We start from the raw sequence: 16,168 nt of genomic DNA on the forward strand, positions 1-16,168 counted from the left end.
TTCTACTGTTGTTGGCCGTGCATTGGCCGGCGCTCGGCAAAGGCTTTCGGTCATGAGGCTATAAGTTAGGGTAGGGCTGATGCTTAACTTCTCAGTCTCGGATCAAGAGCAACCAAGGAGCTTTGAGCTCCCGGAAATTCCATGGGAGAAGATCGTCGGGCGGCAAAAAAAAATAGCGCTCGAAATTAAATCGTTCGACGCCCGGCTTGAGGCCTCTGGGTTGGCCGCCGGCTGGCAATCCCGGTGCGACATGAATGAGGCGGTGAGGGCGCTGCTGCTGGACGGTCATCTGGTCGATATCGGCGACCTGGTACTGCATGACGCCGGCATGGATGTCCGGAGCCCGACTCACGAGCTCACGCGAGCTGCATCAGCTTTAAGGGCGCGACGGGCTGCAATGGTCAGGAAGGCGCCTTGGCCGATTTCCTACGATGGGCTGGCGGCTCTGCGCGGGATTGGGCCGCTGAAAGCCGATGAGCCGAAGGCCAAGGGCAAAAGGAAGGTCGATCCGGACGATGAGGAGGCCTATCCAGCCTTCGCCAACGATGCCGATCCGTGGGAAGCGCACTTTGCGGAAATCGACGCCCTGCTCGATCGGACGGACAAGGTTCTGGCCGGCGAAACCCCGCTGCCTAAGAGCCGATCGCACTTGGTCTACGATCCGGACGTGGACGAGGCCGAGAATGAAGACGCCTGGCTTGATGTGGTGAAGCGGGCTTCCCACTGGCCGGCAGCAGCCGCGGCCGCCGTCGCCTGGGATGCCTGGCTCGATCTGAACCTCTATACCCGGCAGCCGTGGCTCGGACTGATCATGGCCGCGTCGATCCTCCGGGCTCGAGGACTGACAAGTCATCTCCTGCCGTTGGCCGCTGGGTTTAAGCAATCGAAATTCCGGCCGCAGGGCAGGGAAGGGATCCTGGAAAAGCTGCAGGGCTTCTGCCAGGTGCTCGAAGAGGCCGTTGAGATCGCCAACAAGGATCTTGAGAGACTGATCCTCGCTCAACAGCTCATGAATCGTGTGGCTGATAAATGCCGCAGCAATTCCAGTCTGCCCGGGCTCGTAGACCTATTCCTGTCGCGCCCTCTGGTGACCGTGCCACTGAGCGCCAAACTCCTTAAGGTGACGCCCAAGGCCGTGGACCTGATGCTCCTGCAGCTGGGAGGAGCCCTGCCCAGGGAACTAACCGGCCGGCGACGCTATCGGGCTTGGGGGATCGTTTAGCTCCTGCGAGTCAGCCAAATTATCCAATTCTGGCTTACCTGATCCGACTGCAGCAAATGCTGTCACCGCGTGCGACCTGAGTTCAAGAGCAGCTTTCCTCGGAGAACCGGACATTCCGGAAAGTCCGCAAATTTCGCCACCTGACCGATACCGACGATCGGCGTGGCGGGCCGGCTGATGGCCCTAGACCTCTACCAGACCCCCCCCCCCTCAAAACCGGGTGCTCGCCTGATCGTGCCCGGCCGAGGGTGGTGTATCGTCGGAGAAGGCATGTGAGACGCTAGATCTGCCCAGCCGGACAGTCCTCATGGAGGTCATGACCGGTAGTCCGGAGCCTGATCACCGACGACCGTGAGATTGTCCGGGACGGCCGCATCGCGATGCGGGAGACCTGGGAATATTAGGGGGGCTCGGTCTGGGTATTATGAGACGTTTCTCAGGGTTTTCCCGCAGTGCCGCGGCCGAGCTTTTGGTCTACGATAGGACGTTGCGGGGAGGGCTCATCAAGCCATGACGCGGATGATGATGATGATGACGACGTCGTCCGCTCCAGTCTCCATTCGATCCAGACCGGCCAGCCGGGATGGGAGGTTGTTGCCGAGGCGTAGCGCGGTCGAATGGCCGTTACCACGTCCTTGCCCTCCCAGCAGGCTTCGAGTGTGCGTAGGATGGTTTCTATCAAGAAGCCAGTCCTGACTTTGCGGGTTCGACGCACATGACGTGGAAGGTCCAGAGTGACGAGATCCATAACATCGCGGCTGTGGCTCCACGAACGGCGAACCGCCATGGCAACCGATCTCGATCGATCGGACCACGTCGAATGGGAGCTCCGCCTCGTGGTACGATCAGCGGGTGCCGCCGAGGACATCCTACGCCCGTGGGCCGGAGCGCTCGACCTCATAGGTGGCGTCGGCTTTGACGATGGCCGTCGGGAAGTCGAGTTCGACCGTGCGCAAGGCCGGATTCCCCCTGCCGGCGGCGGCGAAGGCGGAACAGTCCCTCCGGTCGGCCGTGGCACAGCCCTGAAACAGGGAGCGAACATACCCCGAGACTACAGGATGACAGGCAATCGACGCGGTTTCGTTGCTAGGGGGGCGTCCTTGCCCGACGTGTTGCTGGCGTTCCAGGCCGCCACGCCGATTCGGGCACGGCCCGCCTCGAAGGGGCCGGGATGAACCTATTCGTTTTGGTGTGGGCTCGCGAGTGGCTCGGACCATGGTCGGCAATCGGTATCGAACGAGGACGTGGCTATGATGAAGCGCACCTTTCTGAACCTTTATGTCGCCTCACCGGCCTTGGCTGGCGCACTGTCCCTGGCCTTGCCCGGGCAGGCCGTTGCCCAGGGGAGCCCGCAACGTGAAGCCTTCTTCGGCCAGACTCATGTCCATACGAGCTGGTCCCTGGACGCCTACATCATCGGCAACACGCTCAACGGACCGGAGGAAGCGTACAAGTACGCGATAGGAGAACCGATCAAGCACCCGGCAGGCCAGATGGTGCAGATCACCCGCCCGCTCGACTTCCAGGGTGTGACCGATCATTCCGAGTACGCTGGCATGATGAGCCTGGCGAACGACCCGACGTCCCCCCATCAGCAAGCTTCCGATCGCCGCGAAGCTCAGGGCGCGCACCCCGGCGGAGGTGCAGGCAACCTTTCAGTTCCTGGCGGGCTCGATTGCCAAGGGCGAACCCATCAAGGAATTGACCGATCCCCAGATCGCCGGCTCGGTCTGGACACGCAACAACGCCATCGCGGACAAGTATTACAAGCCGGGGACGTTCACGACATTCTGCTCCTACGAGTGGACGTCGATGCCGAACAACCAGAACATGCATCGCAACGTCTTCTTCAAGGACTGTGCCAAGGTGCCCGTGGCTCCGTTTTCGGCCATCGATTCCGACAAGGCCGAAGACCTCTGGACCTGGATGAACGGCCAGCGCCGGGCCGGCAATGAGGTGCTCGCCATCTCGCACAACGCCAATCTCAGCAACGGGCTCATGTTTCCGATCGACGTGGACGGCAAGGGCCGCCCGATCGATGACGCCTGGGCGCAGGAGCGACTTCTCAACGAACCGCTGACCGAACTCAAGCAGGTGAAGGGGGCGTCCGAAACTCACCCTGAACTCTCGCCGACCGATGAGTTCGCCAATTTCGAGATCATGAACTACCTGATCGGCATCGATAACAGTTCGGCCAAACTGAATGGCTCGTACGCGCGACAGGCCTACCAGAATGGGCTCGCGATGCAGGATGCCCGCGGGTTCAATCCCTATAAGTTCGGCGTCGTCGGCGCCGGCGACTCCCATAACTCGGCAACCTCCTATTCGCAGTCGAACTTCTTTGGCGATCACGGCTTGGTCGATCCCACGCCGGAAGCGCGTCTTTCCGGCACCGTGGCATCCGGAATGAACATCCTTCAGACCGGAACCTCTGGCTTGGCCGGCGTATGGGCCGAGGAGAATACGCGAGACGCGATCTTCGCGGCCATGCGGCGCAAGGAGACCTTCGCGACAAGCGGCGTGCGCATCAGGGTGCGGTTGTTCGGCGGATGGGAGTATGGACACGACCTGGTGAGTCAAAGGGACTGGGTCCAGGTTGCCTACGCGCAGGGCGTGCCGATGGGCGGCGATCTGCCGGCCGCGAAGGGCAAGGCGCCCTCATTCGTCGTCTCGGCCGTCAAGGATCCCGAGGACGGCAATCTCGACCGCATCCAGATCATCAAGGGCTGGAGCAAGAACGGCCAGACGTTCGAGAAGATCTATGATGTGGCGTGGTCCGGCGATCGCAAGGTTGACCCCGGGACAGGAAAGCTTCCGCCGGTGGGCAACACGGTCGACGTCGTGAAGGCCATCTACACGAACACGATCGGGGCGGTGGAGCTCAAGCAGGTCTGGACGGATCCGGACTTCGATCCCGCGCTACAGGCCGTCTATTACGCCCGCGTGCTGCAAATCCCCACCCCGCGCTGGAGCACCTACGACGCCAGCAAGCTCGGAGTGCTGCCGCCAAGCGACGTTGCCGCCACCGTCCAGGAGCGCGCGTGGACCTCGCCGATCTGGTACACGCCCTCGGAGGTGGCGCGCGCCGCCGCGCCACGCGGCCCGACGGTCGCGGACCTGAGGCAGAGGGGCGCAACGGCGCTCGACGATGCTCAATTGAAGCTTCTGGCACAGGGCAAGATCCTCAAGGTACGCAACACCGTCACCGGCAAGAACTTCGACATCCTCTATGGCGCAGACGGTCGGCGCGTCGTCACCGAGCTGGATGGGAAGGCGCCCACCGCAGGGCAAGCCTTCGAGGTCTTGCACAACGGCGTGTCCGGCTCGACCGCCAGTTACGTCATCCGCGATGGTCAACTCGTCACGACGATCGACAAGACGCCATTCGCGGTGACGGTGTTCAAGCTCGGCGACAAGTATTACGGGGCCCGCAGCAACGAGTTTGGCTACGCCAATTACGAGATGGACGCGACCGCCTCGACGCCGTGACCCCACCGGCCACGGGCAAGCAGAGTATAGCCGGGCGCACCAAACGGGTCCTTGCCCGGCTAGCCTCCCACCCCATGCGGGCGTGCCCTGACGTCGAGCACGCTCACTGCCATCGATGCAGCGAGGCGAAGCCATGATACCCGGCGAACACAAGAATCCTGTCGGACGCCCCGGGCTCCGGCGCTGGCTCCGCGATCCCCTGCTGCACTTCCTGCTCATCGGGATCGCGCTGTTCGGCGGGTTCCGCTGGCTCAACCCGCCCCCCGAACGGGCCGATCTGGCGGACCGGATCGTGCTGACATCGGATGACCTGCGCCAGATCGCGATCGCCTGGATGGCGCAGGGGCGATCGAGGCCGACCCCCGAACAGGTGGGGACCCTCGTCGAAGGCAAGGTCCGGGAAGAGGTGCTCTACCGCGAGGCCCTGGCGCTCGGTCGTCGCTGCGTGAGCCGGAGCGGCAGGAGCTCGAAACCTGGTTCCGAGCGCGCTCGGACGCCTTCGCCGCGCCACCCCGTGCCTCGTTCACGCACATCTACTTTGCGTCCGACAAGCACGGCGAGGCCGGCAAGGACGAGGCCGCCAAGGCGCTTGGAGCCATCGCAGGACAGCCGCGGGAAGCGCGGGCTGCTTCGACGCTTGGCGATCCCTTCATGTTCCAGGACGTCTACGGCGACCGGACCCCCGCGCAGATCGTCTCGCTGTTCGGCCCCGGGTTCGCGACGGCTCTATTCACCACCAAGCCGGGATCGTGGCAGGGGCCGATTGCATCGGGCTACGGTTGGCACCTTGTCTTCGTCGACGCGATCACGCCGCCGCGCGTGCCGGCGTTCGAGGGGGTCGAGGCGGCGGTGCGGGCCGAGTTCATCGCCGAGCAGCGTGCCCGCTCCAAGGAGAAGGCGTTTGCGGCGATGCGGGCCCGTTACACCGTGGTCATGCCGGAAGAGGACACTAGGCAAGCCAGCGTAGGCAGCGCGGCAATGGGGGAGCCATGAGCGCCATGGGCCGATCCCTCCGGATGTGGGCTGCCATCATCATTGGGCTCTCGGCGGCCTTGTGGTCGCTCGGATCCGCGATCGCTCATGATGCCCGCCCGGCCTATCTGGAGATCACGGAGACGGCGCCGGGCCGCTATGGCCTCCTGTGGCGCACGCCGCTTCTGTCCGGCATGCCCCTGCCGGTGCGGCTTGGACTTCCGGCCAACGTCCGCAACGTGACGGCGCCAGCACAGCGCGAACTGCCCGACTCCGTTGTCGAGCGCCGGCTCGTCACCGTCGATGGCGGGCTTGCCGGCAGGCGCATCGACTTCATCGGACTGCAAGGCACGATCACCGATGTCCTGGTCCGGACCCAGACACTCGACGGCGACCATTCCACGACGCTGGTGCGGCCCTCGAGGCCGTGGATCGACATCGAGGCCGCCCAGGGCCCGCTGACGATCGCGGGCGCCTATATCAGCCACGGGGTCGAGCACATCCTGCTCGGCTTCGACCACCTGCTGTTCGTGCTGGCCCTTGTCCTCATCGTCCGGGACTGGCGGGTTCTCCTGTGGACCGTTACCGCCTTCACGCTGGCACACTCAATCACGCTCTCGCTCGCAACCCTCGGCTTCGCGCAGGTTCCCGGACCGCCGGTCGAGGCCACCATCGCGCTCAGCATCCTGCTGCTCACCTACGAGATCGTCCGGATCGGACGCGGCGAGGCGAGCCTCACGGCGCGATGGCCATGGGTCGTGGCGTTCTCGTTCGGACTTCTGCACGGCTTCGGCTTCGCGGGCGCGCTCACGGAACTCGGCCTGCCTAAGGGCGACATACCGCTGGCCCTTTTCTCGTTCAACGTGGGCGTCGAACTCGGCCAGCTCGCCTTCATTGCCGTGGTGCTCGGGGTGATCGCACTCGCCAGGCGGCTGCCACTGCCAGGCCTTGTGCAGCGATATGCCCTGACTGCCACGACGTACGCTTTGGGCGGGCTTGCGGCATTCTGGTTCGTCGAGCGGGTCGCAGGCTTCTGGACCTAGGAGAAGGCCACCGTGGCCTCCCGAACGAGGCGGCCGGACGAGGCTCACGCAAACGGTTCCGACGAACTGCCTATTGCACACGGAGGTTACGATGTTCAACGCAAAGCCAAGGCACGGCAAGTTCTCACTGCTGGCGGTTCTCCTCTTCGCAACCGTTCTGAACGGGGGCAACGAAGCCTTCGCCCAAGCGGCAATCCCCCCATCCATTTCGACGCCAGACCGGGTCGACTCCCGCCTCGGCATCCTTGAGTTCAAGGACGGTGCACCCAGTGCGGCGACCGTGGACAAAATCTACGACAACCTGGATTTCACCCACGCCTTCGAAGCGTTCGTGAACACCTTCGGGGGCGTGAGCGTGGCCGCCATCCACAAGGGCCTTCAGGGAATCGGGGTAAAGGACAACGAAGTCATCGTTTACTCCGATCTGATGGATGCCAAGTCGCTGTTCCTGACCGCCAACGCGGACACGGTCTATTTCATCGGTGTCCTCGACCTTTCCAAAGGGCCGATGGTGGTGGAGGTGCCACCCGGCGCGCTCGGCACCGTCGACGACTACTGGTTCCGCTGGATCATCGATATCAGTCTGCCCGGCCCCGATCGCGGCGAGGGTGGGAAGTACCTCGTCCTGCCGCCCGGTTACGACGGTCCGGTGCCGGAGGGCGGGTACTTCGTCGCTCGCTCCAAGACCACCCGCGTCCTGTGGTTCGGCCGCTCGTTCATGGAGAACAAAAGCGACCCCAAGCCCGCGGCTGAATTGATCAGAAAAGCCACCAGGGTCTATCCCTATGAACCCGGCGGTTACGGCACCAGCATCGCCGAGTATCTCGGCGGCAACGGCAAACTCGGTCGGATCACCCGGCCGCCGCCAACCGTCTTCCACGAAGGCAGCGGCAAGGCGTTCAGCACGCTCCCGCCAAACGACTTCAGCTATTACGAGATGCTCAACGAGATCGTGCAGCGGGAACCGGCGACGTCGCTCGATCCCGAACTGATGGGTCCGCTCGCCGCCATCGGCATCGTCAAGGGCAAGCCGTTCGCGCTCGACGCAAGGATGAAGAAGATCCTCACCGACGCGGCGGCGCTCGGCAATGCCACCTCGCGCGCCCTGTTCATGAATCCGCGCGAGGCGGAAGGCTGGTACTACTATCCCGGGTCGGCCTGGTGGAACCAGATGCTTGCGGGCGGCTATGGGTTTGAAACTCCGATCCCGCTGATCACGCCCGAGGGTGCCAAGCCCTTCCCGCCCACCGGCTACCGCATGCTGAACCAGCGGACGGGTTTCTTCTACGGCACCACCGGGATTACGCCCGCGATGGCCATGCGCCTGACCGGCATCGGCTCGCAGTACCTCTATGCGCAGGTGGATTCGCGCAAAGAGTATTTCGATGGCGCCAAGACCTACAAGGTGACCCTGCCGAAGGACATCCCGGCGGTGAACTTCTGGTCGTTGACCGTCTACGACAACCAGACGCGCTCGATGTTCGACACACCGCAGCGCTATCCGCGGGCCGGCAGCCAGAGCTATCCCTCGCCCGCCGCCGAACCGGAGGCCGACGGCTCCACCACGGTGTACTTCAGCCCGACCCAGCCCGCAGGGATCAAACGGGGCAACTGGATTCAGACCGATCCGAACAAGGGCTGGTTCACGTACCTGCGCCTCTACGGCCCGCTTGAGCCGTTCTTCGCCAAGACCTGGCGACCGAGCGAGATCGAATTGGTGCAGTGAGGCGGCCCAGCTCGGCCTGCCGGGCCCGGATCAGGAAGCCTATCCCTTCCCTTGCATGAGGAGACGTTCGAATGCTTACGAAACGCGATCTTCTGCTTCGTTCGGCCGCGTTGGCTGCGATCACTGCCGCGACGATGAAGTCCGCCCCGGTGAGCGCACAAACCGACGTCACCCCCACGGAGGCCCGCGCCATCGCCAAGGAGGCCTACATCTACGGCTTCCCGATCGTGGACAACTACCGCATCCAGCACGCCTATTGGGTGGATCGCACGAACCCTGAATACAAAGGGGGGTTCAACCAGGTCTGGAATGCTTCACGTCTGTTCTCGCCTGCGGACACAGCAATCCAAACGCCCAACTCGGATACGCTTTACTCCATGATCGGCGCGGACCTGCGTGCCGAGCCGCTGGTGCTCACCGTGCCGGCGATGGAAAAGGACCGCTATTTCTCAATCCAGTTCATCGATTACTACACCTTCAATTTCGACTACGCCGGCACCCGTACGACCGGCAACGGGGGTGGCACCTTCCTGCTCGCTGGGCCAGGCTGGAAAGGCGAGACCCCCAAGGGTATCGATAAGGTCTTTCGCTCGGAGACCGAACTGGCATTCCCTGCGTATCGCACCCAGCTCTTCAACCCTGGTGACATCGAAAATGTGAAGAAGGTCCAGGCCGGTTACAGGGTGCAGGCGCTCTCGGCGTTTCTCGGACAGCCCGCACCAAAGGCTGCAACCGCCATAGACTTCATCGAGCCGCTGACGCCCGATCAAGAGAAAGCATCGCTCAAGTTCTTCACAATCCTGAACTTCGTTCTGCAATTCTGCCCGACGGTAACGTCCGAGACGGAACTGATGGCGCGTTTCGCTAGGATCGGCGTGGGTGCGGGCAAAACCCTGAATGTGAACTCGCCCGAGATGAAAGCGGCCATCGAGCAAGGCATGGCCGATGCATGGAAGGAACTACAAGACTTCGAGCGGACGGAGATCAATACCGGCAGGGTGACCCCAGCCAATCTCTTCGGCACGCGTGAATTTCTGAAAAACAACTATCTGAATCGTTGGACGGGCGTCGTTCTCGGCATCTACGCCAACTCCAAGGCTGAGGCGCTATATCCGATCTACAGAGTTGATGCTGCGGGAGACAAGCTCGATGCTTCGAAAAACCGCTACGTGTTGCGCTTTGCCCCGGGTCAGTTGCCGCCGGTCAACGCGTTCTGGTCTCTGACCATGTATGACCTGCCGCAGAGCTTGCTGGTGGCCAATCCGCTCAATCGCTACCTAATCAACTCGCCAATGCTGCCGAACCTCAAGCTCGATGCCGACGGCGGGCTGACGATTTACATTCAGCGCGAATCTCCGGGGGCCGACAAAGAAGCCAACTGGCTTCCGGCGCCGAAGGATTTGTTCTGGACGGCCCTGCGCCTCTACTGGCCGAAGGAAGAGGCGGTGGATGGCAAGTGGAAACATCCGCCGCTGAATCGGGTGACATAAGGCGGCCTTAAGCCTTTAAGTTTCGAACGTCTGGATTTGGCACTCCTGAGACCTAAGGGCTTGGTCCGCTTCATCGCTCAAGAGCCGACGTTCGTTGAGCGGCCGGAATTTCAAAGTTTGGTAGAGTCGAGGTGTGGCGCGGTGGCGGTAGGATCGGCCTATCTGTTTCCGCCGCTTTCGCCTGGCGGTGCCTCATTAGCCGAGCCGTTGCTCCGTTTCCACACCCCGCTCATCGAACCGGACATGCAGATCTCCCGCATCCGGCTCTCGGACAAGACCTCACGCCTTCACCCACGGCACGTCGTGCCCAAGCCGGCTCAGGCGGACGAGCCCGAAGTGCCCGTAAAGATGCGAGAGGGGATAAGCCCCGCCCTTGCGTCGCCTGACCTTATGCTTGGAGCGCAACCACCGGCGCAACCGCACCGCTGTATAGGTGTCGAGCGCCCGGTACGCCGGGTTGACGGTGCCTACTGAGAAGTAGTTCGCCCATCCGCGTAGCGTGCGGTTCAACTTGCCCACCAGCACTGTGGTCTCTTGCCATGTTCCCGCTCGGGCGGTCAGCGCATGGATCTTCTCGACCGCGCGCCGGATGCTCTTCTTCGAGGGCCGTTGCGCCAGGCGGGCCTGGCCGGTTCTCGCCGAATACATCCGTCCGAACGTGTACCCCAGGAAGTCGAACTCGCCTTCCGGCACCTTGCAGATGCGTGTCTTCTCCTCGTTCACCGTCAGCTTCAGCTTGCCCATGATCTCGCGCAGCCGGTGCAAGGCCTCTTCGGCTTTGCCCTTCCTGCACAGGATCACGAGGTCGTCCGCATAGGTCACGATGCGACTGCCGAGGCTGTGCTCCAGCCCGAGCTTCTTCCATCCCAGCACAAACCGGCGCATGTACAGATTGGCCAGCAAGGGTGAGAGGGGTGAGCCCTGCGGGATGCCGCGCCGTTGATCGCGCGCCTCCGTTGTCCGTGTCGTCTGTCCTCGTGTGTCGGTTTCTTCCACGGGGCAGTCCAGCCACCCTCTGATCAGGTGCAGCACGCGCCGATCCACGATCCGGCGCGCCACTGACGTTATCAGCTCGGCATGGGGAATGCTCCCGAAGTAGTCCGCGAGGTCGGCGTCCACGACGTCCGGATGGCCTCGAAACAGCAGCTCTTCCACCTCGATCACCGCCTGCTGGGCATTGCGCCCAGTCCGGTAGGCATAGAGTTCCGGTGGAAGGTCGGCCTCGAAGATCGGGTCCAGCACCAGCATCGCTGCCGTCATGCAGACTCGATCCCGCACGGTCGAGATGCCCAGCGGCCTGAGTTTGCCGTTGGCCTTCGGAATGAACACGCGTCTGATCGGGTCCGGTCGGTAAGTCTCCTGCCTGAGCGCAAGCGCCAGTTCACCCAGCCATCCCTCGACCCCATATGCCTCGATGTCCGCAAAGTCCTGACCGTCGCCACCCGGTGCGCCCTTGTTCGAGCGGCACTGGGCATAGGCATGCGCCAGGATGTCCTCGCGGCTGATCTTGTCGTACAGGGCGTAAAAGCGATAACCGGCCTCTGCCTTCGCTTTCGCGTGCAACGCCGTCTGCAGTTTCTGAACACTCTTCGGAGTTGATAGGTTGCCCAATCTCCAGGTCCCTCACCACGTCGTGCGTCTGTCTTGAACTGAGGCCCCTTTCCTCCACCGGCATTACCCGGCTTCCAAGGTCCTACGAGCCTCTCCGCCACCCCAGGGCGCCCGGTCTGTCCCTCGCGGGCCTCCGGTTGGTCATCCCTGACCACGTCCTGGGGCTTCCCGTGTTGCGTGCGCTTTCCTTGTGTCCATGCTGCCGCCACTACCCCGGTGCAGCGGCTGGGCGTACCCTTTGCTCATTCACCCAGCCGTATCAGCCTTCCCCGAAAGGGTTGTCGGGTCGGCCTGCACATCGTCCTTTTCGAGGCTTGCTCAGCGTTCACTCACGTTGCGGCCTGCACACTCGCGCGGTCACCAATTCGTGACCCGCTATCCGAAGGCTTCAGCCATTTCGTTACCTCCATGACTGCTCCGGTTGCTTCCGGCTGGAGCTTTTGCCGGGTGGGACTTGCACCCACTGGAAAGCGCCGCCTTGTCACGGCGCACACCCTGAGCGGACCTTTGGAGTTCACGACACATCGTGGAGCAGGTTCCATTCCCGCCAGGGCCGACGGAACGCGCTGATCATACGGGCGTCGTTGTCGCGTTCGATACCGCCTCTATCATTCCGGTGACACGGCGAGCTGCCGGGACGCAGGTTCAAGGGAATGACACGATGAGCATCTTCAGCAGGATCAAGGACGCAATCTTCGGAGGATCTGCGACAGCGCAGGAAGCTCCTCAAGCGCCATCGGCCACGGCACCGCCCACGCCAGGGTCTGCCGCAGCCCCTGGTGCCAGTGGAACGACGGCTTCGGTGCCCCAAGGCACGGCGGCCTCTTCGGCCACGAGCGCAACGCCGATGGCCCAGGTCGACGTCGAGGCGGTGCTGACGGATCGCGCCGCGAAGAAGGGGCAGAAGCTCGACTGGCGCAAGTCGATCGTCGACCTGATGAAGCTGCTCGATCTCGACAGCAGCCTCGACGCGCGCAAGGAACTCGCCAAGGAGCTGAACTACACCGGCGACACCTCCGATTCCGCCTCCATGAACGTCTGGCTGCGCAAGCAGGTCATGAGCAAGCTCGCGGCGAGTGGCGGCAAGGTGCCCGACGACCTCAAGGACTAGGGCCGCGCCGCGTTAACGGGGCCTTTCAAGGTGATCGGCGGCTTGGAGCGTGCCAAGGCGGGCGGGCCTTCCGGGGGTGTTTGATCAGCCTGCGCATATATCTGGGAATCGCGCGCCTCACGCGGCCTCCGGCTGGTCGGACCTCGCGCCTTCGGCGACGATCTCGAGCATGTCGTCGGGCAGCGGCCGCTGCAACTTCAACGCCTCTTCGACCGGCGCGGTGAGCCAGGTCTCGTACTCCTCCCGGGTCGTCAGAATCACCGGCATGGCCTTCGGGTGGACCGGTCCGACGACGCCGTTCGGCTCGGACGTGAGGAACGAGTAGAGCAGGTGCTCACCCTCGACCGGCTCGGCCTTCGTGCCGCGCACGCCCGTCCACGGCCGCCAGATGTCCGCGAAGGCGGCAAGCGGCCTGTCCTTATTGAGCGCGAACCACACCGGCGTCTTGCGCGGCTTGGTGTCAGCGTACTCGCTGAAACTGGACATCGGAATCAGCGCCCGGTGCTGCGGCTTCAGCCAGGCGCGCCAGAACGGCGACGACACGTTGCGCACGTTGGTGACCGGCTGGGTGCCGACCTTGGGCGGCGGCGGGAAGCCCCAGCGCATCCGGATCAGCTCACGCTCGCCGTTGAGCGTTCTCACCACAGGAGCCATCTGGTCCGGGAAGATCGCGGGCAGAGGCGGCACGTTGCCGGCACTGTCGCGGGCGACCTCGAAGGCCCGGCGCATCGCCTCCTGGGTGGTGTAGCTCGAGTAGAGATTGCACACGGGCGGGGTCCTCCGGCGGGGCATGGCACCTTATGCGGTTGCGGCGGTTCTCAAAAGGTGAAGAGGCTGGCATAGCTCCGACATGGCCGACAATACGACGACAGCGATCTCCGAATTCACAGGCCAGCCTGTCGACATGGGGTCTGAGGAATCTCCGGACGGGACAGCGTCTGATTTGGCGTTGTGACGGCCTGACCTGATGATAGGATCCTTTTCGGCGCACGAGCTATGAATAGCCCCTAGCGGGGTAGGCTCACCGCATCCGGAACCTGGAGATTGCCGCCATGACGCCAGCCTGGGCCGTCGGACTGATGACCGGAACCGTCCTCGACGGCAACATCGACATCGCTCTGATCAAAACCGACGGCGAGACGATCCAGGAGTTCGGGCCTTGGACGCTCGCGCCCTATCCGCCCGAGCTCCGCCCCCTTCTCCGAGACGCTATGGCGGAGGCACGCGACTGGAACTTTGAAGGGCCTGAGCCTGCAATATTCGCACGGGCAGAAGACGCCCTCACCCGAGCGCAGTCAGCGGCCGTCACAGCCTTTCTCCACGAGAACGGCATCAAGCCATCGGACATCGCCGTCGTCGGCTTTCATGGCCAGACTATGCTCCACCGAGCCCCTGAAGTGGAGCGTCGCGGACAGACGCGGCAGCTCGGGAACGGGGCTTTGATGGCCAGCCTCATCGGTACGAACGTGGCCTATGACTTTCGCACGGCGGATATGATGGCGGGCGGACAGGGAGCTCCGCTCGCGGCGAGCTACCACGTCGCGCTCCTGCGCAGCATCGACGTCAAGCCGAACGCAGCCGTCCTCAACCTCGGCGGCGTGAGCAATGTGACCTGGTGGGGCGGTGACACCATGGTCGCGTTCGACACGGGGCCGGCCAATGCTCCCCTCAACGACTGGATCGGTCGACATGGTCTTGGCGACATGGACCGCGACGGTGCCGTCGCTGCCCGAGGCGTCGTTGACGAGGCTCGTCTCGCTCGGCTTCTGGAGCATCCCTACCTGACGGCCCCTTACCCAAAGTCACTCGACCGCAACGACTTCACCGCAGCCATGGCTGACGGGTTGAGCCTGGAGGATGGTGCAGCGACATTGACGGCGTTCACGGCAGGCGCGGTAGGCAAAGCGCTCGATCTGCTGCCGCAACGGCCGGCACGCCTCATCCTCTGCGGTGGCGGACGGAGAAACCCTACCCTGGTCGAAGCCATTCGCCATCGCGCGAGGATTGAGACGGTCATGGCCGAAGATGTGCGCTGGCGCGGCGATGCCGTCGAGGCGGAATGTTTTGCCTTTCTGGCCGTCCGGGCGCTTCGTGGCCTGCCGATCAGCTTCCCGCTCACGACAGGTGTCGCGCAACCCATCACTGGCGGGCGCATCGCCATGTTCGATGAGGCCGCATAGGCGACGAGTTCCTTCAGCGCCAATTCCGAAAGGTACAGCGCATAAACTGTCACTTGCGCGTTTCAGCCCGGAATCAGGGGCTGTCCGGAGCGCCTTGCCTACGACGCAATGGCCTCCCGGCGCAGCCTCGCGGGCTGCGCCGGGACATACACGAGCCGCCGGTGCCAATCGCACCAGCTCGATCCTTCGAGCGTCGGGGCTCCGCAGCAGACGGCGCTGCGCGGCTCGCCCGAGACGATGAAGCGGCACTGCCGCGTTCCGATCTTGAGGAGTTTCGTACGTTGTCTGGGGTCTGGCTCTTGCATGACGGGCACCTATGGCACGGCGGGGCCGATTAGCGGAAGTCCCGGGTCGCGACACGAGTGAAGGCATCTCATCGCGCTGTTTCGGTAAAGGGAGCAGCCGGTGACGCTCGGAACTGAGAAGGTACCTGCGGCACTGCCCCCAACTAGGAATTTGACTGAAGCATGGTATCAGGCAGGCTCACTGAGCCGAGAACGATGTCCCCTGTCCGAACCTTCCTGACCCGCCTGGCAAGGCCGACAATTACCAGCAGGCGAGACCTCATTCGCTACGTTGTCGTTGTGACCGCTTTCAGCCTTGTCGCTGCCCTTGCGATCGACGTTGCTCAGCAACTCATGTTCTTCACCACCTGGGTGACCGCCCTCAGGTCGTGGGCCGTGACGGTCGCCGCCGTGACCGTGATCGCAACGCCGGTCGCCACGATGTTCGCTCGCGCGCAATGGGAGCTGCAGCGTGCCAAGGACGCTTTGGAGGATCTCAGCCGGACCGATCCACTCACCGGGCTGCCCAATCGGCGGGCCCTGATGGAGGCCAGCGAGGCTCCAACCCCGCAGACGATGGTGCTGGTCATCGCGGACGTCGACCGCTTCAAGGCCTTGAACGACACCTATGGTCATCGGGCGGGCGACGCTGTCCTTCAGGCCGTCGGACAGATCATGACCCAGCATCTGGCTGGATTCGGGCTGGTGGGGCGCCTTGGTGGGGAGGAGTTTGCTCTCATCTCATCAGACGCCTCACTGGAGCAGATTATGTCGGCGCTCCGTGAACTGTTGCGCGCAATCGAGGCGACACCGTTTGTTACGCCTGGCGGCGCAGTCCGGATCACAATGTCGGCCGGCATCGCTATCCGCCATTCGTCCGAGCCGTTCGAGCGGCTGTACTCGGAGGCCGACGAGGCGCTCTATTTGGCCAAGCGCTCCGGGCGGAACCAGATCGAACTGTCGGCCCGTGCTAAGGAGGCTCTCCCTCCCGGCAAAACCGCGGATTACCAAAACCTCGCATAGGTCTGAAACCCGAGAAT

General features: G+C 63.4%; 13 protein-coding genes and 1 pseudogene. 10 read left to right on the forward strand and 4 right to left on the reverse strand.

What is annotated here, in order from left to right:
- The first annotated feature begins 79 nt into the window (after window positions 1-79).
- From BB934_RS43050 to BB934_RS43060, 3 genes and pseudogenes are all read left to right on the forward strand, one after another.
- Window positions 80-1,222 (forward strand): RHE_PE00001 family protein, encoded by a 1,143-nt coding sequence (locus tag BB934_RS43050; RefSeq protein ID WP_237050876.1) that lies wholly within the window; start codon window positions 80-82, stop codon window positions 1,220-1,222.
- Between the two features lie 734 nt (window positions 1,223-1,956).
- A complete protein-coding gene (locus tag BB934_RS43055) occupies window positions 1,957-2,397 on the forward strand; it encodes a hypothetical protein (RefSeq protein WP_157934679.1) in 441 nt (146 codons plus the stop codon).
- A gap of 75 nt (window positions 2,398-2,472) precedes the next feature.
- Window positions 2,473-4,711 (forward strand): annotated as a pseudogene (locus BB934_RS43060) (DUF3604 domain-containing protein).
- Window positions 4,712-4,814: 103 nt separating this feature from the next.
- Here the strand turns inward: BB934_RS43060 and BB934_RS49995 are convergent.
- The gene (locus BB934_RS49995) at window positions 4,815-5,222 is read right to left on the reverse strand and encodes a hypothetical protein (protein WP_237050878.1); all 408 of its coding nucleotides are present in this window, start codon (window positions 5,220-5,222) and stop codon (window positions 4,815-4,817) included.
- Here BB934_RS49995 and BB934_RS43065 point away from each other — a divergent pair.
- From BB934_RS43065 to BB934_RS43080, 4 genes are all read left to right on the forward strand, one after another.
- The gene (locus tag BB934_RS43065; RefSeq protein ID WP_237050921.1) at window positions 5,153-5,704 is read left to right on the forward strand and encodes a peptidyl-prolyl cis-trans isomerase; all 552 of its coding nucleotides are present in this window, start codon (window positions 5,153-5,155) and stop codon (window positions 5,702-5,704) included. The genes BB934_RS49995 and BB934_RS43065 overlap by 70 nt on opposite strands.
- A 5-nt stretch (window positions 5,705-5,709) precedes the next feature.
- The gene (locus BB934_RS43070; RefSeq protein ID WP_418294843.1) at window positions 5,710-6,726 is read left to right on the forward strand and encodes a HupE/UreJ family protein; all 1,017 of its coding nucleotides are present in this window, start codon (window positions 5,710-5,712) and stop codon (window positions 6,724-6,726) included.
- A 91-nt stretch (window positions 6,727-6,817) separates the two neighbouring features.
- Window positions 6,818-8,452, forward strand: a complete 1,635-nt coding sequence (locus BB934_RS43075) for a DUF1254 domain-containing protein (protein ID WP_099515723.1) — start codon at window positions 6,818-6,820, stop codon at window positions 8,450-8,452.
- Between the two features lie 71 nt (window positions 8,453-8,523).
- The gene (locus BB934_RS43080) at window positions 8,524-9,942 is read left to right on the forward strand and encodes a DUF1254 domain-containing protein (protein ID WP_099515724.1); all 1,419 of its coding nucleotides are present in this window, start codon (window positions 8,524-8,526) and stop codon (window positions 9,940-9,942) included.
- 279 nt (window positions 9,943-10,221) lie between these two features.
- Here BB934_RS43080 and ltrA read toward each other — a convergent pair whose 3' ends face one another.
- Complete coding sequence (gene ltrA / locus BB934_RS43085) at window positions 10,222-11,505, reverse strand: group II intron reverse transcriptase/maturase (protein ID WP_237050880.1); 1,284 nt, start codon at window positions 11,503-11,505, stop codon at window positions 10,222-10,224.
- A gap of 709 nt (window positions 11,506-12,214) precedes the next feature.
- Here ltrA and BB934_RS43095 point away from each other — a divergent pair.
- Window positions 12,215-12,664 carry a DUF3597 domain-containing protein gene (locus BB934_RS43095; protein WP_099516117.1) on the forward strand — a complete coding sequence of 150 codons (450 nt, stop codon included), beginning with the start codon at window positions 12,215-12,217 and terminating at the stop codon, window positions 12,662-12,664.
- 117 nt (window positions 12,665-12,781) lie between these two features.
- On the opposite strand, the gene BB934_RS43100 is transcribed toward BB934_RS43095, so the two are convergent.
- Window positions 12,782-13,432, reverse strand: a complete 651-nt coding sequence (locus tag BB934_RS43100) for an SOS response-associated peptidase (protein WP_099515726.1) — start codon at window positions 13,430-13,432, stop codon at window positions 12,782-12,784.
- A 284-nt stretch (window positions 13,433-13,716) separates the two neighbouring features.
- Here BB934_RS43100 and BB934_RS43105 point away from each other — a divergent pair, with 284 nt between their 5' ends.
- A complete protein-coding gene (locus tag BB934_RS43105) occupies window positions 13,717-14,844 on the forward strand; it encodes an anhydro-N-acetylmuramic acid kinase (RefSeq protein WP_099515727.1) in 1,128 nt (375 codons plus the stop codon).
- A gap of 98 nt (window positions 14,845-14,942) precedes the next feature.
- On the opposite strand, the gene BB934_RS48130 is transcribed toward BB934_RS43105, so the two are convergent.
- Window positions 14,943-15,149 carry a GcrA family cell cycle regulator gene (locus BB934_RS48130; RefSeq protein ID WP_157934680.1) on the reverse strand — a complete coding sequence of 69 codons (207 nt, stop codon included), beginning with the start codon at window positions 15,147-15,149 and terminating at the stop codon, window positions 14,943-14,945.
- 195 nt (window positions 15,150-15,344) lie between these two features.
- Here BB934_RS48130 and BB934_RS43110 point away from each other — a divergent pair, with 195 nt between their 5' ends.
- Complete coding sequence (locus tag BB934_RS43110; RefSeq protein ID WP_157934681.1) at window positions 15,345-16,151, forward strand: GGDEF domain-containing protein; 807 nt, start codon at window positions 15,345-15,347, stop codon at window positions 16,149-16,151.
- Window positions 16,152-16,168 lie beyond the last annotated feature (17 nt).

The sequence above is a fragment of the Microvirga ossetica genome, assembly GCF_002741015.1.
GTDB lineage: Bacteria > Pseudomonadota > Alphaproteobacteria > Rhizobiales > Beijerinckiaceae > Microvirga > Microvirga ossetica.